The organism is Pandoraea norimbergensis, from assembly GCF_001465545.3.
Classification (GTDB): domain Bacteria; phylum Pseudomonadota; class Gammaproteobacteria; order Burkholderiales; family Burkholderiaceae; genus Pandoraea; species Pandoraea norimbergensis.
The window spans coordinates 6,002,158-6,020,232 of record NZ_CP013480.3 but is presented as its reverse complement, the minus strand read 5'-3'; the positions used below and the strand labels follow the sequence as shown (position 1 = coordinate 6,020,232).

At 63.7% G+C, this 18,075-nt stretch carries 17 protein-coding genes; 3 read left to right on the top strand and 14 right to left on the bottom strand.

Annotated features, from left to right (window positions below; all coding sequences use genetic code 11):
* Positions 1-202: 202 nt before the first annotated feature.
* The 10 genes from AT302_RS26430 to AT302_RS26385 form a co-directional block, all read right to left on the bottom strand.
* Positions 203-571 (bottom strand): EscU/YscU/HrcU family type III secretion system export apparatus switch protein, encoded by a 369-nt coding sequence (locus AT302_RS26430; protein WP_084656485.1) that lies wholly within the window; start codon positions 569-571, stop codon positions 203-205.
* Entirely contained in the window at positions 568-1,974 is a 1,407-nt protein-coding gene (gene fliK, locus AT302_RS26425; RefSeq protein ID WP_058376535.1) for a flagellar hook-length control protein FliK, read from the bottom strand. Before fliK ends, AT302_RS26430 begins: the two co-directional genes overlap by 4 nt.
* 70 nt (positions 1,975-2,044) lie before the next feature.
* Positions 2,045-2,383 (bottom strand): flagellar protein FliT, encoded by a 339-nt coding sequence (locus AT302_RS26420; protein ID WP_058376534.1) that lies wholly within the window; start codon positions 2,381-2,383, stop codon positions 2,045-2,047.
* Positions 2,376-2,810, bottom strand: a complete 435-nt coding sequence (fliS, locus tag AT302_RS26415; protein WP_058376533.1) for a flagellar export chaperone FliS — start codon at positions 2,808-2,810, stop codon at positions 2,376-2,378. The genes AT302_RS26420 and fliS overlap by 8 nt, the downstream gene beginning before the upstream one ends.
* Before the next feature lie 42 nt (positions 2,811-2,852).
* Positions 2,853-4,955, bottom strand: coding sequence for a flagellar filament capping protein FliD (fliD, locus tag AT302_RS26410; protein WP_058376532.1), 2,103 nt, complete (start codon positions 4,953-4,955; stop codon positions 2,853-2,855).
* A gap of 156 nt (positions 4,956-5,111) precedes the next feature.
* Entirely contained in the window at positions 5,112-6,524 is a 1,413-nt protein-coding gene (locus AT302_RS26405) for a flagellin N-terminal helical domain-containing protein (RefSeq protein WP_058376531.1), read from the bottom strand.
* Positions 6,525-6,972: 448 nt separating this feature from the next.
* Complete coding sequence (locus tag AT302_RS26400) at positions 6,973-7,632, bottom strand: response regulator (RefSeq protein WP_058376530.1); 660 nt, start codon at positions 7,630-7,632, stop codon at positions 6,973-6,975.
* Entirely contained in the window at positions 7,629-8,543 is a 915-nt protein-coding gene (locus AT302_RS26395) for a sensor histidine kinase (protein WP_058376529.1), read from the bottom strand. The genes AT302_RS26400 and AT302_RS26395 overlap by 4 nt, the downstream gene beginning before the upstream one ends.
* A 369-nt stretch (positions 8,544-8,912) precedes the next feature.
* Positions 8,913-10,307, bottom strand: a complete 1,395-nt coding sequence (locus AT302_RS26390; RefSeq protein ID WP_058376528.1) for a sensor histidine kinase — start codon at positions 10,305-10,307, stop codon at positions 8,913-8,915.
* A complete protein-coding gene (locus AT302_RS26385) occupies positions 10,300-10,971 on the bottom strand; it encodes a response regulator transcription factor (protein WP_058376527.1) in 672 nt (223 codons plus the stop codon). Before AT302_RS26385 ends, AT302_RS26390 begins: the two co-directional genes overlap by 8 nt.
* 271 nt (positions 10,972-11,242) lie before the next feature.
* Here AT302_RS26385 and AT302_RS26380 point away from each other — a divergent pair, with 271 nt between their 5' ends.
* The 3 genes from AT302_RS26380 to AT302_RS26370 all read left to right on the top strand — a co-directional run bounded on the left by AT302_RS26380 (position 11,243) and on the right by AT302_RS26370 (position 14,287).
* Positions 11,243-12,283 (top strand): ABC transporter substrate-binding protein, encoded by a 1,041-nt coding sequence (locus AT302_RS26380; protein ID WP_058376526.1) that lies wholly within the window; start codon positions 11,243-11,245, stop codon positions 12,281-12,283.
* Between the two features lie 182 nt (positions 12,284-12,465).
* On the top strand, positions 12,466-13,317 hold the full coding sequence (locus AT302_RS26375) for an ABC transporter ATP-binding protein (protein ID WP_237172024.1): 852 nt from the start codon (positions 12,466-12,468) through the stop codon (positions 13,315-13,317).
* Positions 13,318-13,417: 100 nt separating this feature from the next.
* Positions 13,418-14,287, top strand: coding sequence for an ABC transporter permease (locus AT302_RS26370; RefSeq protein ID WP_174554621.1), 870 nt, complete (start codon positions 13,418-13,420; stop codon positions 14,285-14,287).
* 103 nt (positions 14,288-14,390) lie between these two features.
* Here AT302_RS26370 and AT302_RS26365 read toward each other — a convergent pair whose 3' ends face one another.
* The 4 genes from AT302_RS26365 to AT302_RS26345 all read right to left on the bottom strand — a co-directional run bounded on the left by AT302_RS26365 (position 14,391) and on the right by AT302_RS26345 (position 17,914).
* A complete protein-coding gene (locus AT302_RS26365) occupies positions 14,391-14,993 on the bottom strand; it encodes a BPSL1445 family SYLF domain-containing lipoprotein (protein WP_058376525.1) in 603 nt (200 codons plus the stop codon).
* A 317-nt stretch (positions 14,994-15,310) separates the two neighbouring features.
* Positions 15,311-15,628, bottom strand: coding sequence for a hypothetical protein (locus tag AT302_RS26360; RefSeq protein WP_058376524.1), 318 nt, complete (start codon positions 15,626-15,628; stop codon positions 15,311-15,313).
* A gap of 256 nt (positions 15,629-15,884) precedes the next feature.
* Positions 15,885-16,673, bottom strand: coding sequence for a response regulator (locus tag AT302_RS26350; RefSeq protein ID WP_058379963.1), 789 nt, complete (start codon positions 16,671-16,673; stop codon positions 15,885-15,887).
* A 74-nt stretch (positions 16,674-16,747) separates the two neighbouring features.
* Entirely contained in the window at positions 16,748-17,914 is a 1,167-nt protein-coding gene (locus AT302_RS26345) for an ATP-binding protein (protein WP_058376522.1), read from the bottom strand.
* Positions 17,915-18,075: the final 161 nt, after the last annotated feature.

Sequence of the window (18,075 nt, the reverse complement as noted above, 5' to 3'; positions counted from 1 at the left end):
GCCGCTAAGACAAAACACTCGCAGGACATGCTAGTGACGCGAGGCAGGCCGTGCCCGTGGGGCGGCGCTTTCAATCAGTGACGACACGGCGCAAAGCCGCATGAATGCTCACTTGACGAGCAATCGTCTTGAAACTGCGAAGGGAAGAAATCAGAAGGTTCACGGTGCACGCCAACACGCAACGCGCACCGTGTCACGCGACTCAGGCGTCGTTGCCCGTCGGCGTCTGCGAAGCAGGGGATGTGGATGTGGCGGCATCGACTTGCGGCCCCAGAATGCCCGGCGGCAATTGCGGCGGCTTACCGCCCCGGCCTGCTTCCAGTTTGTAGAGCCACGCGAGCAATTCCGCCACGGCCTGATACAACTGCGCGGGGATGCGCTGGTCGAGATCGACCTGCATGAGCAGGCTGACCAGCTCCGGCGATTCATGCACGTACAAACCATGCTCGCGCGCCGTGCGCACGATGGTCTCCGCAAGCAAACCGTAGCCCTTGGCCACCACACGAGGTGCGGTGTCCTTCGCGCCGTAGGCGAGGGCGACGGCGGTGCGGCGTTCCGGTGGCAACGTCATGCCGTGCCTCCGCTCGTGGGGGTGTCGCGGGGCGATGCGACCGGCACCGGCAGTTCGGCGGCGCTCTCATCCGCATGACTGCTGACATCGGCGGTGTTCCCTGCCGTTGCAGCTTGCGCTTCGAGCGCGCCGAACGACAACTGACTGGCGATGAGCCCGACGGCGGCCAATCGCTGCCGCAGATCTTCCCCTTCGCCTGCCAGCGTCGTCGCCGAGTCTGACGAATCGGCGAGTACGCGCGCCTGCAATTGCTGCCCCGACAGTCCAAGCGTGACATCGACCGTACCCAGTGATGGCAGCGTCAGGCGCAAATGCGTGTGCCACGTCGACGGGGCGGGTGCGTCTCCCGGGGCTTGCTGAGCGGCACGCTCTTCGACCTGCCATTCCATCGGTGCGCCCGGCCATGCCATGCCGTTCCACTGAAATTGCGGATTGACGAGCATGTCGAGCTGCTGGCGCACGAGCGTCACGCTCTCGGCCGGTGTATTCGCTACCGCAGCAATCGCGCCTGCGGCCCCGTGTGGCTGGGTATTCGCCGTCGACGCATCGGCGCCCCCCGCGAGGAACGCATCCGCCTCCCGGCCGCTCGGCAATACGCTGCTGGTCGTGTGCGCCACGCTGGCCGCATGGGCCAGCGCGGTCGCTGTGTTCGGCAAATTGGCACTGGCATGCAAACCACCGTCGCCACCATCTGCCTGATTGGCAACGCCCGGTTGCGCAGGTGCTGCCGCTGCCGTCGATGCTGACGGTAAGGACGGCAACGAACCGACGCCCAATGTCGGCCATCCGGTGGCGAGGGCGGCCTCGCCGCCCGCTGGTCCGAGCAGACGCGTGAGGGGGCCGGGGCCCGGCAGCGTTGCGTCGGCGCCCGCAGCACGCAACTGCGCCGCGAGGTTGGCCGACGCGGGCCAGCGCAACTGCGGCTCGGCCTGCAATTGTTCGAACGAGCGGCTGCCCGAGGCCCACTGCGAAAGATGCGATTCGTAAAAGAGGCCGCTCGCCGACAACGCTTCCTTGAGTGCGGCCGCCACCAACGGCGCTAGCGCCGGCGCGCCCGTGCCCGGTGCGGCCGGCCAGACGGGGGTGCCCGCCTGTACCGGGCCGGGTGACTCAGGGGCGAGACGAAGAATGGTGTCGATCGTGCGTGCCGCCGCCGAGAGCGTGGCTTGTTGCACGGGCGTGGGCACGCGCCCTGCGGTTTGCGCAGGCGCATTGCCGATGCCGGTGGCACCTTGAGACGTTTGAGTGGTGAGGTTGGCCGGTGCGGACGTCGCGTCGCCAGCCGGCGGGGCACCGGCGACGGCGCCGGGCGCTGCCGACGACGAGACGCCCTGCCCGAAGCCGAGCAGCGAATCGAGCCGCCGCGCGAGGGTGGCGGCGACTACCGAGTCGAGACCGGCCATGCCGTACTCCGTGTTTCGAATTGCGTGTTACGAGATGACAGGCGAGAGACACTGCGCTGCTGCGCGGGCCTCAGGCGCCCAGATTCAAGCCGTAGACTTCGTGCAGGGCACGTTGACGGCGCGTGCTGTTGATCATGGCGTCGAGATGCGCAAGACGCGGCACCGCAAGGTCGCGAATGGCGGCATCGTCCGCGAGAATCCGGCGAATGATCGCATGCTTGCGCGCGCGCTCATCTTCGCTGAGCGGCAGCGCGGCGTCGAGCTGCTTGATCGCGTCGACCTGGGCGCGATACTGCGTCTCGAGATCGATCAGGGCATCCCAGTCGCCTTCACGGGCAACGCCGAGCATGCGCTCGGTGAGGCCGGCAATGCTTTCGTAGCAGTTCAGCAAGGTTGTGGCTTCATTCATAGCGCACTCCGGTGCCCGCCTGTGCGGCGGGGGCACCCGTGCCGGCGGCCGGTGCGATTTCGCGCCAGGCCGATGCAATCGTGTCGAGCAGGGTGTCGACTTCTCGTACCTTGGCGACGTCGTTCTCGAGATTTGCCTCAAGCAGACGCCGCCCCATGTAGTCGTACAGATCGCCAAGGTTACGCGACAGTTCCCCGCCGACTTCCATATCCAGACCGTCGCGAAGACCGCCGATGATACCGATGGCTTTCGAGAGCGCCTGACCCCGCTCGGGGATGCGACCGTCTTCAAAATGCACGCGTGCTTTGGTGAGGGCCGCTTTGGCACCATCGAAAAGCATCATGATGAGCTGGTGCGGACTCGCGGCAATGACGCCCGTCTCGAGTCCGACCTTGCGATACGCGTTGGCGGCGTTTTGACCGTACATGACTTTCTCCGGAGCGCGGACGCGATGACGCGTGCCGTGCGCTTACTTCGAGGACGACGAAGACGACGAACCACCGAGTACCTGCTTGAGGTAGTCGCTGGTGTTTTGCAGCTTGGCCATCGTCGCATCCAGTGCCGTGAACTGGGCGAGATAGCGGTTCTGCATCTGCGTCATCTGGTCCTGCCAGTCGCTTTCCTGTTGCTGCACCTGCTTGATGCTGGCGTTCAGGTTCGACTGGGCCGTGCTGATCGCACCCTTCGCGCTCAGGAAGTTGCTGACCTGGTTCGACAGCAGCGACGCATAGCCTTGCGAAAAGTTGATCGTGCCGCGATTGCCGAGATTGGTGCCGGTGACCTGAATCTTGAGGCCATCGGTCTGCGACCCCGCTGCACCGGTCAGAAACTGACCACTGCCCGTGGCGATCACGCCGCCGATCGAGCCGCCGACGTCCACACCGTCGACGCTGGGCGACACGCCCGTGCCGAACAGCGCGGTCATGGCATTGCCCGACGTGACGCGCACGTTCGAGGCGGAGCCATAACGGTTCGAGGTCACCGACAGCACGCCGTTGTTCTGCTTGACGGTCACCGTCGAGCCATTGGTGACGAACTGCGAGTTGCCGTTGATCGCCGCTTGCAATGCGGAGGCCATCTTGTCGGGCGTGTAGATGCCGTTCGGGATGGTGATGGTCGTGCTCTTGCCATCGACCTGCACCGTCAACGTATTGTTGGTGCCGTCGATGACGGTGTTCGCGGCCAGCGTGGCATTCGACGTGAGCGAGCCCTGAGTCGCCAGACGCGTGATGACCACGTCGTACTGGCCCGGCTTCGTATTGCTGGTCGAGCCCTGGTAGCTGATCAGGCTGTCGGTGGTCGTGCCGTTGGTGGCGAGCAGCGAGGCGAGTTGCGAGAACCCGCCCGAGGCGATGGCCTTTTGCAGCTTGGTCGTATCGACGGCGAGCTGGCCCGACGTATCCGTGGCGCTGCCCGTGCCGTCGCCGGCCTGGAACGTCACGCCGATATCGGCGAGCGATGTCAGCACCGACCCCGAGACCCCCGGCAACTTGCCGTTCAGGATCTGCTGGATCTGCGTCGTGATCATCTGCGTGGTCGTGTCGCCGATCAGCGGACCGTTGTTGTTCGAGGTGCTGCCCGGCGTGGCGCTCGACTTGTCGAAATACGTCAACTTGCCGATGGCCGCTTGCAACGTGTTGTAGGCGCTGACGAAATCGTTGACCGACTTGGTGACGCCATCGCTGTTGTTGCTCACGCTGACGGTGGTCGTGCCCGTCTTGAGCAGGTTCATCGACAGACCCTGCACCGCGCTCTTCACGGTATTGGTCGGGCTCGACACCGCCAGACCATTGATGGTCAGGTTGGCGTTCTGGCCGGCAGCCGTCTGCGTCAGGTTCTGCGTGCCCGTGGGGTCGTACGCCAGCATGTTCGTGAGCGTGCTGTCGCCGCCGGCAGCGACGTCGACTTTCATGCTCATCGTCTGACCGGTCTGCGTGGAGGTCAGCACCAACCGGTTCGGCGTGGCGCTGCCGTCATTCACGATCGTGGCCGTCACACCGCCGTTGGCGGCGTTGATGGCGTCGCGAATGCCTTGCAGCGAGTTGTTCGTGTTCGAGATCGTCACGGTGAACGGCGACTGCTGCGCGTTCGGCGAGAAGCTCGCGCCGGTGTACGTGCCGTTGGCGAGCGTGCCGCCCGAAATCGTGCCGAAGCTGAAGGTCAGCTTGGTGGTCGTGCCGCTGCCGATCGAGGCGGCGGGATCCGACACGCCGTTCGTCGACAGGCTTTGCGCCTGCGCCAATTGGGTCGTGTTGATCGTGTAGCTGCCCGCTTTCGCCGTGGTATCGGCCGACGCCGTCAGGAACGTAGCATCGCCCGGGGTCGCAGTCATTTGCAGGAACGACGACGCCGAGGACAGGTTCGACAGTGACGATTGGAACGAGCTGAGCGCCGATTGCAGACTGCCGAGTGCCGACACCTTCGTCTGGTAGCTGGCCTCTTGCGACTTGAGCAAGTTGAGCTTTTGCGTGGCCGGCTGCATCAGACTGGTGACGAGCGCGTTGACGTCCAGCCCGGAGCCAATGCCCGGTGACGAAATAGAGCCCGTTGTAGAACTGCCGGTAGTCGCCATAAATTGCTCACTCTTTAAAATAGTTGCTCAACGCGCAAAACGCCGGCGCAAAAAATACTGCCTTTGTAATGCTTGCGGCGACGCCCCCCGTGAAGGTGGCGCCGCCGGCGGCCCGGCCGAGTTGCCGCCGGGCGTTACACCATGCCAAACAGGCGCTTACTGGAGAAGCTTAAGCACTTGTTGCGGCAGTTGGTTTGCCTGAGCCAGCATCGAGATGCCTGCTTGTTGCAGGATCTGCGACTTGGTCAGGTTAGCCGTTTCAGCAGCGTAGTCCGTGTCTTGCACGCCCGAACGCGCCGAGGTCAAGTTCTGCGTCGTGGTCGACAGGCTCGAAATCGTCGACTGGAAGCGGTTTTGAATGGCGCCCAGGGTCGATTGCAGCGTGTCAACGGTGCCGATGGCCGAGTCGATTTGCGACAGCATCAGCGTGGCGCTGTTGACCGTCTTCACGTCGGCTTGAGCCAGGCTACCGCTCGTAGCGTACGTCGTAGCAGCCGTCGGCAGGCCCAGCTTGGTCAGCGTTGCCGCCGTACCGCCGCTGATCTGGAACGACGAACCCGAGCTCAGGTGCATCTTGCCCGTGGTGTCGACATACGCGTTCACGCCGCTGTTCGACGAGTTGATCGCGTTGGCCAGGTCGGTGGCGCTGTTCATCTTGCCGGTGATGTTCGTGGCCTTGCCGTTGACGGTCAGGACCAGATCACCCGTTGCCAGCGTTTGCGAGAACGTGGAAGCGACAGCCGTCGACGTGGTCGTCGAACCCGATGCGGCAGCGGCAACAGCCATGCCCAGCGTCGTGGCGTCAGCACCAGCCACCGTCAGCGTTTGTGCCGGGTCGGTGTTGGTGATGGCGATTTCGCCCGACGAGTTGACCGATGCGACGTTGCCCGTGAAACCGGCGCTTTGTGCAGCCGTGTTGATGGCCGTTGCCAGGTCTGCCGAGCTGTTGTACGTGCCGGCCTTGACGTTGACTGCCGTGCCTGCGCCCAGCTGAACGCTCAGTGCAGCAACCGTGAAGCTCAGCGGGTTGGTCGCCGAGGTCGTTTGTGCGACCGAGCCGATGCTGGCGATGGTCATGCTTTGTTGCAGGTTGACCGAGATGGTCTGGCCTGCGTTGGCGCCGACTTGGAAGTTCGCCGTGCCCATCGAGCCGTCGAGAACGTTCAGGCCGTTGAACGACGTTTGCGTTGCCAGGCGGTTCACTTCAGCCAGACGCTGTTGAACTTCTTGGTCCAGTGCAGCGCGGTCCGAAGCCGAGTTCGTCGAGTTCGTCGACTGAACGGCCAGCGTACGGATACGTTGCAGGTTGTCCGTGATCGACGACAGGGCGCCCGCAGCGGTTTGCACCAGCGAGATACCGTCGTTGGCGTTGCGCTGAGCTTGCTGCGTGCCGTTGATCTGGGCCGACATACGGTCCGTGATCGCGAGGCCGGCGGCATCGTCAGCAGCGCTGTTGATGCGCATGCCCGACGACAGACGGGTGATCGAGGTCTGCAGGCCCGATTGCGACGTATTCAGGTTACGTTGAGCAACCAGCGAGAAGATATTGGTATTGATGACAGATGACATTTAGCCACTCCTTTCCCAAAATTTTTGGCTCCGGCGTAAGTGCCGTAACTTTGGCCTTACAGCCATTCGCCGAAAGCCGCCGTTGTAGGGGATATCGGACGGCCTTTGGGAAAATTTAGGGTGGTTTTGCAAAATGCTCTGCCGCCCCCCATCGACTGGCGTCGTCGATGTCGGAAAAACGCTAGTAAGCCAGTCTACGAAATTCCTCCACGATTGATCCGGCAAGGAAAGGGGCAAAGTGCCGCCAATTCAAGTCCGGTAAGGCTCGGAGAGGTAACGGCCTGCGCTGCACACTGTGGCGCTCAGGTCGACATTGCCGGGCGCCGCGAGACCGGGCGCCGCGTGCAAAATATTTTTTGCGGGGATGAAAAAATATTGCCGCCCGAGGGGCGGCAATAGGGATGTTACGGTTTGCGCTTACTAACTTAGGCGCAAGTTAGACGCAAGATCAGGCGCACATCGGGCCCATCTCGGCACTGACCAGCCCGTGTTGCATCACGTAATACGTGAGCTCGGCATTGTTGTTCAGTCGCATCTTCTCAAGCAGGCGCGTGCGGTACACGCTGACGGTCTTCACCGAGAGCGAGAGCGCGTTGGCGATGTCGGTCAGGCGCTTGCCCGAGCCGATCATGCACAGCGTCTGGTATTCACGATCGGACAGACGTTCGTGCGGCGGCTGGTCGGCATCCGGTCCGAGATAATCGGCCAGCGTCTCGGCCACCATCGGGCTCACGTACTTGCGTCCCGCTGCAACCTGACGCACGGCCGACACCAACTGCTGGGCGTTCGATCGTTTGCTCAAATAACCGGCAGCACCGGCCTTGAGTGCACGCAAAGCAAACTGACCTTCGCCGTACATACTGAAGATCATCACCGGCAGGCGCGGGTGTTTGCGTCGCAGGGTCTTGAGAATCTCGAGACCGTTCGTGTCGGGTAGCGAAATATCGAGCAGGACGATGTCCCACTGCGCGGCTTCTGTCATCTCCAGCGCTTCCGCGCCGCAATCGGCTTCGCCGATGACGGCGATGCTCCCGCTATCGGAGAGCAACTGCCGGACGCCCTGGCGCACGATGGCGTGGTCGTCGACGATGAGCACTCTAAGCGTCATGATGCGTATCCGTGAAGGGCAAGCGATTCCGGGGCTTTGAGACCGGCAGCGAGCGCTGCTGTCGGGACCGACAGGATCTGGTGCCAGGGAAGACGTGCGCTCACGAGCGTCCCCGATCCTTGAACACTGCCAATACGTAGCGTGCCGCCGAGCGCCGTACAGCGCTCGCGCATACCAACCAGTCCGAAATGTCCGTGCTTGCGACGCGCGCCGCGGGCTACGCCGCAACCGTCGTCGGAAATCGTAAGTTTGAGTGAACGGTGGCTGCTATCGAGCGCCACGACCACACGCGTAGCGCGTGCGTGCCGAGCGACGTTAGTCAGCGCTTCCTGTGCAATGCGGTACAGCGCGAGCATTGCATCGGGGGTGAGGTTTGTCACGCGCTCGCGCGTGATGTCGTCGCAGCGCCAGATGCACGTGAGGCCGCTTTGCTCGCCAAAGCCGCGCAGCCACACGCGCAGTGCTGGTACGAGGCCCGTGTCGAGCGCAGGCGGACGGTGGCGGCCGACGAGTTCATCAGCGGCATCTTGTGCCGCGTTGGCGGCGTTCTGAATCTGGGAGCAAAGGGATTGCCATTCGGCGGCGTCAGTCGGCGCTCGCGCCGACAGGCGCGCCACAACCAGTTGCAATGCCGTGAGCTGGGCGCCCAGCCCGTCGTGCATCTCTTGTGCGATACGCGTGCGCTCGGCTTCGCGTGCGGCATCGATCTTTCGGGCTACCGACTGTGCGAGCGGACGTGCCACGGCGGCGCGCGCAGGGCGCAAGGCCGGCTCGGGCGCCTCGTGTGGCAGCGCCGCGCCACTTGTGGCGGGCAGGTCCGATACCGGCGTCACGGCACGCGAGTGCAACGCATCGTCAAGCGACACGCGACGTCTCGCAGCCTGTGCGGCAGGATCGACGAGATACGGCATGGAGATAAATCCCTGAGAGAAAAAGTCTCGTGCCACAACCCACGCGGCGAGACCCACATTCAATTTAACAAACTTTACATTTCGTCACAATTACACGCGGCGGGTACCCGCATGGTTGACAGCGAAGTGTAACTAATTGATTTGGATCAAGAAGTTTCCACTTGCTTGAGGAGGATTCTACGATGGCCCCAAATATATCAGGGTTTGTCCTAGCGCATCCAGTCGAGCGTATGTTTCAAACGACATTTCCGATCTAAACAATTGTAACGCCTTAATTTTTATCGCGACTTCATACGCTTGTTATTTTCTTTCAGTCGCTCGCCCGGGTTTACGTGTGCACTTTCGGTGCCGGTATCTTCGCCGTGTGCCCTATCGGGCGTTGCTTTCGGCCTCCGAACTGAGCGGTAGCGACACGGTCACGATCAGGCCGCGCCCGTCCTCGCCCGGCGAGAGCGTGACGGTGCCGTGACTGGCGGCAACGATTTCCTTGACGATGGCGAGCCCCAGGCCGGTGCCCGGCTGGCCCGGCGGCGCGTTGCGATAGAAGCGCTCGAACACGCGCTGACGCGCTTCGGCGTGAATGCCGGGGCCGTCGTCGATCACTCGCAAGTGCGCGACATGGTCCGCGCTGTCGATGGCCACGGTGACGCGTCCGCCCTCGTGGATGTAGCGGATCGCATTGTCGACAAGATTCATGACCATCGCATGAAAGAGGCCGCCGTTGCCGGCCACCCACACGTGCGTGTGGGCCGATTCGAAACCCAGATCGATGTTGCGCCGCTGCGCCAGCGCGACCAGCTCTTCAAGCACGCCCGCCGCCACCGCCACGAGATCGACCCGCGAGCGCGAGAACGCCGGGGTGTCGGCGGCCTCTGCCTGCGACAGCAATAACAATTTGTTGGTCAGGTCGGCCAACCCGCGGCTGCTGGTCTGCATGGCGGTGAGCACGTCGGCCAGCGCGGCCCGATCGTCGAGCTGGGCGGCGAACTGCAATTGGGTGTCGAGCAGGGTGAGCGGTGTGCGCAACTGGTGTGCGGCGTCGGCCACGAAACGCCGTTGCTGCTGCGCCTGCGCGGAGAGCCGCTGGATGCACAAATTAATGGCATCGACGATCGGACGCAGCTCGGTCTGCAATTGCCCGGCGCGAATCGGCACCAGCTCCTGCGGCGAGCGTCCGGCCACTTCGTCTTTCAGCCGGATGAGCGGATGCAGCTCGACCGTCAGCCCGATCAGCACCAGCAAGGCCGCCAGCGCAGCCATGGCGATCTGCCGGTGCAGCGACGGCTCCCACAATTCCGCGAGCATCCGGTCGTGCGCGTACATCGTCTCGGCGACCACCACCGCGACGCGGTGCGGCGTGCCCGAGTCGTACATCGTGCGCACGAAACTGATCACGCGCAGCGGCTCGCCGTTGTAAGTCACGTTGGAATAAGTCGGCACCGTGGCCGGGAACAGCGCCGGGTGCGGAAAGTCGGGCGGCCCGGCAAGCAATTGACCGCGCTCCGTGATGACCTGATAGAACACGCGGTCGTGCGCCGGAGACGCAAACAACTCCAGCGCCGACGGCGGCACGCTTGCCCGCAGCGCACCGTCCACCCACGCGATCTGCCCGGCGATGACTTGCGCCGAGGTGAGCAGTGCGCGGTCCTGTACGAGTTCGGCCGTGTCGTGGGCGCTGCGATAGGCCAGCCACGCGCTCGCGCCGATGTAGAGCGAGAGCGGCAGCATCAGCCACATCAGCAGTCTGACGCGCAGGCTAAGCATCTTTTTCGCGCAACAGGTAGCCGAGTCCGCGCAGGGTCATGATGGCCGCGCGGCTCGCTTCGAGCTTCTTGCGCAGACGATGGATATAGATCTCGATGGCATCGGCGCTCGGCTCGTCGTCCAGACCGAAGACGCCATCGACGAGCGCGCTCTTGGCAACGGTCTTGCCTTGCTTGCGCATCAAAATCTCGAGCACGGCGTGTTCGCGCGAGGGCAGCGCGAGCGGGGTGCCCGCAATGGTGAACTGCCGTGTGCCCGTGTGATAGCCCAGATCGGCACACACGAAGTCGGCGCTCTGCTCGGGGGCGTGGCGTCGTGCTAGCGCCTTCACCCGGGCAATCAACTCGCGCACTTCGAAAGGTTTGACGAGATAGTCGTCGGCTCCCGCGCCAAGACAATCGACCTTTTCGTCGACCGAACCGCTCGCGGTCAGGATGATGACCGGCACGTTGTTGCGCCGCTCGCGCAGCCGGCGCAGCACGTGTTTGCCGCCGAGCTTCGGGAGCATGAGGTCGAGCAGCACCACGTCGTAGGTTTCGGTTTGCAACAGACGGTCGGCCGCATCGCCGTCGCGCGCGGCGTCGACGGTGAAGTTGTCGTCGCGCAGCATGCGGGCGAGCCAGTGGGCGAGGGTGTCGTTGTCTTCGATCAGCAAGAGTTTCATGACGGCCTAGGCGAAATGCCTGCGGGAGCGCCCCGGAGTGTGCCCGCTACGCACGGGCAAGCCAACAGCGGGTAAACACCCACCCGTTGCCGGCGAAAACCTGCATGGGACGAAAGCTCGATGAAAGCTTCGTTTTTCTACAATCCGTCGGAAGGCAGATGAAAGGATCGCTGCCCTGGCCTCGATGCACCGCGACACATTTGCCCGAGGCCAGCCGGTACCGCACCGCGCGGCGCTGGCCCATTATCCCTAAAACAATGGAGACACCACAATGCGAGCAAGCCTTGGCCTGCGCCTGCCGAAAGCCCTTGTGAAACCTGTTCTCGCCAGCGTGTTCGGCGTGGCATTGGCTGCGGCCAGTGCGCCGGGCTTTGCCGCCGATAGCGGCAAGGTCACGATCATGGTGGGCGGCATCACGAAGATGGTTTATCTGCCGGCCAAGCTTGCCGAGCAACTCGGCTACTTCAAGGACGAAGGTCTGAACGTCGAGCTGCTTTCGCAGCCGGCCGGCGTGGACGCCGAAAACGAGTTGCTCGCCGGTGCCGTGCAGGCCGTGGTGGGTTTCTACGATCACTCGATCGACTTGCAGAGCAAGGGCAAGGAAATTCAGGCGATCGTGATCTTCGGTCAGGTCCCGGGTGAGGTCGAGCTCGTCAACACGAAGAGCAAAGACACCATCAAGAGCATGGCCGACGTGAAGGGCAAGACCCTCGGCGTCACCGGTCTCGGCTCGTCGACCAACTTCCTCACGCAGTACCTCGCGGCCAAGCACGGCATCCCGTCGTCGCAGTACTCGGTGCTGCCGGTGGGCGCCGACAACACGTTTATCGCCGCCATCAAGCAGAACCGCATCGACGCGGGCATGACGACCGAGCCGACCGCCTCGCAGTTGCTCAAGACGGGCGACGCCGCTGTGCTGGTCGACATGCGCACGATGGAAGGCACGGTCGCCGCACTGGGCGGCGCGTACCCGGCATCGAGCCTCTACGTGCAGCGCGCGTGGCTCGACAAGCACAAGCCGGAAGCCGCCAAGCTCGCGCGTGCGTTCGTGAAGACGCTCAAGTTCATCAACACGCACTCGGCCGCCGAGATCGCCGACAAGATGCCGAAGGACTACTACGGCAACAACAAGGCGCTGTACGTGCAGGCCCTGCAAAACTCGCTGCCGATGTATTCGCCGGACGGCCGCATGCCGAACGGTGGTCCTGAGACCGTGCTGAAGGTGCTCGCCGCGTTCAACCCGAACGTCAAGGGCAAGCACATCGACCTGTCGAAGACGTACACCAATGAGTTCGTCGATCAGGTCAAGTAACTGATTCGCCCCGACTCGCCTCTCTTGACCCGGTAGTACCGGCGCGCAGTCGCTACGACGCCGCGTCAACTGAACCAGCAACCGAGCCGCCCGCACCTGACCCCCGTCCGGTGTGCGGGCGCGCTCACCCCTTGAATTGGCGCAACAGGCCCTAACACGTCGACGTACCAGAGGAGCTGAGCATGACTCAGACGATTAGCCAGACTCACACCCCCACCGCTGCGGCACCGGCCCGTGCGGCCAACGCGGTCTCGCGCGACACGCCGGCCATCGAGTTCGACAACGTGTCGTGCCGCTTCATCTCGCCCGACGGCAAAGCGACCATCGCGCTGCGCAACTTCAGCATGTCGGTGGCACGTGGCGAATTCGTCGCCATCGTCGGCCCGACCGGCTGCGGCAAGTCGACCACGCTGTCGATGATTACCGGCCTGCTGCGCCCGACCGCTGGCTCGGTACGCGTGATGGGCCAGACCGTGAACGGCATCGATCCGCGTATTGGCTTCGTGTTCCAGAACGATGCGGTGTTTCCGTGGCGCAGCGTGCGCGAGAACGTGGCCGCCGGCCCGCTGTTTCGCGGTCAGTCGAAGGACGCTGCGTACGCGCTGGCCGATCAGTGGATCAAGCGCGTGGGGCTCGACAAGTTCGGCAGTCACTATCCGCATCAACTCTCGGGCGGTATGCGCAAGCGCGTGGCGCTCGCACAGACGTTCATCAACGGCCCCGAAATTCTGCTGATGGACGAGCCGTTCTCGGCGCTCGACATGCAAACGCGCACGCTCATGCAGGACGAGCTGTTGCAACTGTGGTCGTCGACCTCGGGCTCGGTGGTGTTCGTCACGCACGATCTGGAAGAAGCGATCGCGCTGGCCGACCGGGTATTCGTGCTGACGGCGCGTCCGGCCACGCTCAAGAACGTGTACACGATCGACCTGCCGCGTCCGCGCGTGATGTCGGAGATTCGTTACGAACAGCGCTTCATCGATATCTCGCGCGAGATCTGGGCAGACCTGCGCGAAGAAGTGAAGATCGGTTGATGTCGTGACCGGGCCAAGATCTTCAGTGACTCGCCCGGTCATGGAAAGTGAATTGACGGGCCGCGCAGCCGCGCGTGCCCATGCCGTCAGGAGGGAGGGCATGAACATGAGTGAACAGGCCGTGCTGGCAGGTTTCGGCGACGCCGATCTCGCGCGTGAGGAAGCCGCCGCGCAACGTCGTATCAAGCAACGCCGCGCGCTGGTGATTTTTCTGCGCGTCGCGATTCTGGTGATCGGTCTCGGTGGCTGGGAAGTGGCCGCGCGTATCGGCTGGATCGATCCGTTCTTTTTCTCGCAGCCGACGTTGATCGTCGAGCAGATTTACGACTGGTGCGTGAATGGCACGTCGCAAGGACCGCTCTGGGCGCAGGTGCTCGTCACGCTCGAAGAGACGGTGCTGGGCTTTCTCATCGGCGGTGTGGCCGGTGTGATCTGCGGCATCGTGCTCGGACGCAACAAGCTGCTCTCCGATGTGTTGAGCCTCTACATCCAGATTGCCAACTCGATTCCGCGTGTGGTGCTGGGCTCGATCTTCGTGATCGCGTTTGGTCTGGGCATGGCCTCGAAGGTCGCGCTTGCGGTGGTGATGGTGTTCTTCGTGGTGTTCGCCAATGCGTTTCAGGGCGTGCGTGAAGCCGATCGCTACATGATTGCCAATGCGCAGATTCTCGGGGCGTCGCGTCGTCAGGTGACGATGGCGGTGGTGATTCCGTCGGCGCTGTCGTGGATTCTCGCCAGCCTGCACGTGAGCTTCGGCTTCGCGCTCGTCGGTGCGGTCGTCGGTGAGTTTCTCGGCTCGAAGCAAGGCATCGGCTTGCTGATCTCGACGGCGCAGGGCGCGTTCAACGCGAGCGGTGTGTTTGCGGCGATGATCGTGCTCGCAGCGGTCGCGCTCGGTGCAGATTATTTGCTGACGTCGCTTGAAAAGCGTTTGCTGAAGTGGCGTCCGGCAGCCTTCAGTAACGAATAAGCGGCAGCGTCGCGCAGTATTGCGACAGGCATAAAAAACGGCGCCACCCCGCGAAGGGTGGCGCCGTTTTCCTTTGGAGCACTGCGAGCCCGAAGGCTCAGCGTCAGATCTTCAGCTTGGTGACCTTCGTGCCTTCGACGTTCAGGTTCGCCATCAGGCCGGCGTTGGTCATCACGATCACTTCCACGGGCGACGTGGCCGTGTTCAGGTCGACCGCGCCGTTGGCACCGATCTTGACCACCGCGACAGAAGCGTCGGCACCGGCCGTCCAGCCGTCGGTACGCTGGAATTTGTCGAGCGCGTCCTGCGTCATGAACAGGAAGATCACGGCCTTCGACTGTGCACCGATTTGCAGACCGAACGATGCCGTCACGGTGTTGTAGTAGCCCTGCGTGTTGCCGCCTACGCGCAGCGCGCCTTCGCCATATTCGCCACCCACGACGAAGCCGGCTTGCAGCACGGACGGGAAGACCAGCACGCCACGGGACTTGCTGACCAGTTCGCGTGAGCCTTTCACCGAGGCGTACATCTTGTCGAGTGCGCCATTCACCGAGGCATCGATTTCGCGGCGCTTGTTGGCATTGGCGCCCGGCGAGCTATCGCTCTTGTCGGCCTGCGACGGCGTGGTCGTCGTGCAACCGGCAAGCGCGAAGGCGGCCGCGGCAACGGCGACAGAAGTTTTCATCAGGAAATCGCGTTTTTGCATTTTCTCCCTCCAGAAGCGTGGGCCGCTTGGACAGTGTTGCGGCATGGATTCGGATAAAACGTCATGTCGTGGCGAGCGCCCGGGAAATGCGGGGCGGGCGGCCCGCTACGGCGGTGAAGCGGATGATGAGGTCGATGCTTCGGTATCCGATGGAGACCGGTACAGGCGTCGGGCGAGCGCGTTTGCGAAGTCGCGGCGGTGGCCTGAAAGGCGTCGACATGACGTCGATTATGCGGCGTCTACGGGCTTTGTCAAGAAATTCACGCAATAAGTTCTGCTAACTTGCGCTCATCTCGCGCTAACTTGTAGGAGTCTGCCTACGTGCACTTGCGCATGTATTCTTCCTTGAGCGCTTTGCGTGGGTTCGTGCGTGTAGGAATGTCGATGCGATTGCCGTTGGGCTGCACCACCGGGCGATCGCGGGTGTAGACCGCCTTGTCGGGCGTATTGGCTATTTTGTCGGCGAGGGCTTTGCATTCTTCGCGTTGCGTCGGGGAGACCGGAGCGGCGGCGGCCGATTGTTCGGCGGCCTGATTGCGGGCGGCCTGTGAACACTGTTCGGCCGGCAAGGCGCGGCCCACGCTGTCGAAACACACGGGGGTCTGGGCGAGTGCGAAGCCGCTGCTGCCAAGCATGGCAAGTGCGACGCCCGCACGCAAGAGCGGCCCGGGCCTCAGCGTGCGAGATGACGCGTGCCGGAGACGGAAGCGCGAGACGAAAGAGACAAACGGAACAAGAGAGGCGGCGGCGGTGCAGGGCGCCTTCATCGGCGCGAGGCTCGCGGATGGCGCAATGCGAAGCGGCGGGACAGACATCGGGGACAGCGTGGCGGTGCGGCGGGGCATCGTCAATCTCCTCAATGACAGCACACCCGTGTAGGCGCGGGTGCGCCTATTCTGGCACCGCGCCGGGCGGGTTGTCGATAGCCGCGACATCGTGCCGCGCCGCGAGCCGTCCCGGCCGGTCGGTGCGCAATTCGAGCCGGTAGCCCACGCCGTAGATCGAGCGGACGATCTCTTCATCCGGTCGAATCGCTTGCAACTTGCGCCGCAGGTTCTTGATGTGACTGTCGACGGTGCGGTCGGCCACCACACGATGATCGTCGTACATACGATCGAGCAGGTGCGCGCGCGGAAACGTTTTGTCGGGGTGGCTGGCCAGCGTGGCGAGCAACCGGAGTTCGACAGGCGTGAGCGGCAATTCATGACCGTCGAGCCGCGCGTGATGGCGTACGGCGTCGATGATCAGTGCCGGCTGTTGCGGTACGACCTCGGGCGGTATCGCCGCCATGGCGCTTGCCGGGCCGCGCACACGGCGCAGGATGGCTTTGACGCGGGCGACGACTTCGCGCGGGCTGAACGGCTTGCAGATGTAGTCGTCTGCGCCGAGTTCGAGGCCGAGCAACCGGTCGGTTTCGGCAGCGCGCGCGGTCAGCATGACCACCGGGACTTCGGAGATTTCGCGAACCGCGCGGCACACTTCCAGACCGTCCATGCCCGGCAACATCAGGTCGAGCAGGATGAGGCGCGGTTCCGTCGCGCGCACGGCCGGCAGCACGTCGCGCCCATCGGAGAGAATGCGGCACGGCATGCCCGCAACGCGCAGATATTCGGCGAGCAACGCGGCCAGCTTCGGCTCGTCTTCGACGATCAGAATCGGCGCGGTGTCGGGAAGCGTCATGGCGTCGGTCGGTGAGCGCAACGGGGCGCCCTTGTCGGCAAATGTCTGCAAAGCGATATTCATTGCGGCCTGTGTCAACAAAGGGTCGTCAGTGTGCTGGTGGAGAACGCGGCACCGGGTGCCGGTTCATCACCCGCGCCGGGCAGGGGCGTGCCGAACGTGCCACCCAAGGCGCCACCCAACGCACCGCCCAGCGCGCCATTAAACGCGGAGAGGCACGAGGTGTGGCGGTGGCACGGCAAGGTAATCGAAAGTGCAAGACCGCCCAACGGGGAATGGCGCGCGACGATCTGACCGCCGTGCGCTTCGACAATGTGTTTGCACAGCGCCAGCCCCAAGCCGGCGCCACCGCTGCGCCGGCTGCGTGAGGCTTCCACGCGGAAGAGGCGTTCGAACAGACGCGGCAGTGCGTCGTCGGGCACGCCGGGTGCCGAGTCTTCGATTTCGAGCCGCAATTGCGCGCCGCTCGACGACAAATAGACCCGTGCTGCGCCGCCGCCATCGGTATAACGCAACGAATTCTCGAACAGATTGCCGAGCAACTGCGTCAGGCGGTGCAGGTCGCCATCGACCGTTAGCACGTCGTCAGGCATGTGCACGGTGAGCGCGATGCCTTTCGCTTCGAACCAGTCGCGAAAGGCGGTGACGGTGGTCGCGACGCGCTCAGTCATGTCGACCGGTGCGAACTGATAGGTGAGTGCGCCGATGTCGGAGAGCGAGAGCTCGTAGAGGTCGTCGATCAGCTTGGCCAGTAGCGAGACTTCGACGCGCAGCGACGCCAGTGCGTCTTGCGTGAGCGGGCGCACGCCGTCTTCCATGGCCTCGATTTCGCCGCGCAACACCGAAAGGGGCGTGCGCAACTCGTGTGAAATGTCGGCGAGCAGATCGCGGCGCAACTGGTCGTTGTGCGCGAGCGTGTCAGCCAGCCGGTTCAGGTCGGCCGCGAGCCGGGCGAGTTCGTCGGCGCCCACGGTGGGCGCACGCACGCTGTAATCGCCCATGGCCATGCGGTGCGTCGCTTCGAGCAGCGGCGTGACGGGCACGAGCAGTCGCTGCGCGACCCGGATCGCCACGGCGCCAAGCGCAGCAATGCCGAGCAGCGCCAGATAGAACAGGTTGTCGCCGGCCAGCCAGCTATGCCCGTTCAGCGCGGCGCGCACGACGAACGCCGTGGCCGCCATGGTGACCAGGCCAGTCGCGAAGATCGCGAGGAACAGCTTGCGCGTGATGCCGGAGTTCATGCGTGGGTTGACCGGGTGGCTTCGTTGATCGAGGTGGCGACGAAATGGTTACGAGATAGCGAAAGCGTCGATGGCGCGCCATTTTCTCAGCTTCATGGTGACGCGCGCCGTGCCTCCACAAATTTTCCACTATTTGTGCGCACTGGCTGCACTCCCTGTTT

Bases quoted from the DNA above. Each gene is read 5' to 3' on its own strand.
- AT302_RS26430 (WP_084656485.1), bottom strand. From the start codon at position 571: ATGACGTTGCCACCGGAACGCCGCACCGCCGTCGCCCTCGCCTACGGC.
- fliK (WP_058376535.1), bottom strand. From the start codon at position 1,974: ATGGCCGGTCTCGACTCGGTAGTCGCCGCCACCCTCGCGCGGCGGCTC.
- AT302_RS26420 (WP_058376534.1), bottom strand. From the start codon at position 2,383: ATGAATGAAGCCACAACCTTGCTGAACTGCTACGAAAGCATTGCCGGC.
- fliS (WP_058376533.1), bottom strand. From the start codon at position 2,810: ATGTACGGTCAAAACGCCGCCAACGCGTATCGCAAGGTCGGACTCGAG.
- fliD (WP_058376532.1), bottom strand. From the start codon at position 4,955: ATGGCGACTACCGGCAGTTCTACAACGGGCTCTATTTCGTCACCGGGC.
- AT302_RS26405 (WP_058376531.1), bottom strand. From the start codon at position 6,524: ATGTCATCTGTCATCAATACCAATATCTTCTCGCTGGTTGCTCAACGT.
- AT302_RS26400 (WP_058376530.1), bottom strand. From the start codon at position 7,632: ATGACGCTTAGAGTGCTCATCGTCGACGACCACGCCATCGTGCGCCAG.
- AT302_RS26395 (WP_058376529.1), bottom strand. From the start codon at position 8,543: ATGCCGTATCTCGTCGATCCTGCCGCACAGGCTGCGAGACGTCGCGTG.
- AT302_RS26390 (WP_058376528.1), bottom strand. From the start codon at position 10,307: ATGCTTAGCCTGCGCGTCAGACTGCTGATGTGGCTGATGCTGCCGCTC.
- AT302_RS26385 (WP_058376527.1), bottom strand. From the start codon at position 10,971: ATGAAACTCTTGCTGATCGAAGACAACGACACCCTCGCCCACTGGCTC.
- AT302_RS26380 (WP_058376526.1), top strand. From the start codon at position 11,243: ATGCGAGCAAGCCTTGGCCTGCGCCTGCCGAAAGCCCTTGTGAAACCT.
- AT302_RS26375 (WP_237172024.1), top strand. From the start codon at position 12,466: ATGACTCAGACGATTAGCCAGACTCACACCCCCACCGCTGCGGCACCG.
- AT302_RS26370 (WP_174554621.1), top strand. From the start codon at position 13,418: ATGAACATGAGTGAACAGGCCGTGCTGGCAGGTTTCGGCGACGCCGAT.
- AT302_RS26365 (WP_058376525.1), bottom strand. From the start codon at position 14,993: ATGCAAAAACGCGATTTCCTGATGAAAACTTCTGTCGCCGTTGCCGCG.
- AT302_RS26360 (WP_058376524.1), bottom strand. From the start codon at position 15,628: ATGCTTGGCAGCAGCGGCTTCGCACTCGCCCAGACCCCCGTGTGTTTC.
- AT302_RS26350 (WP_058379963.1), bottom strand. From the start codon at position 16,673: ATGACGCTTCCCGACACCGCGCCGATTCTGATCGTCGAAGACGAGCCG.
- AT302_RS26345 (WP_058376522.1), bottom strand. From the start codon at position 17,914: ATGAACTCCGGCATCACGCGCAAGCTGTTCCTCGCGATCTTCGCGACT.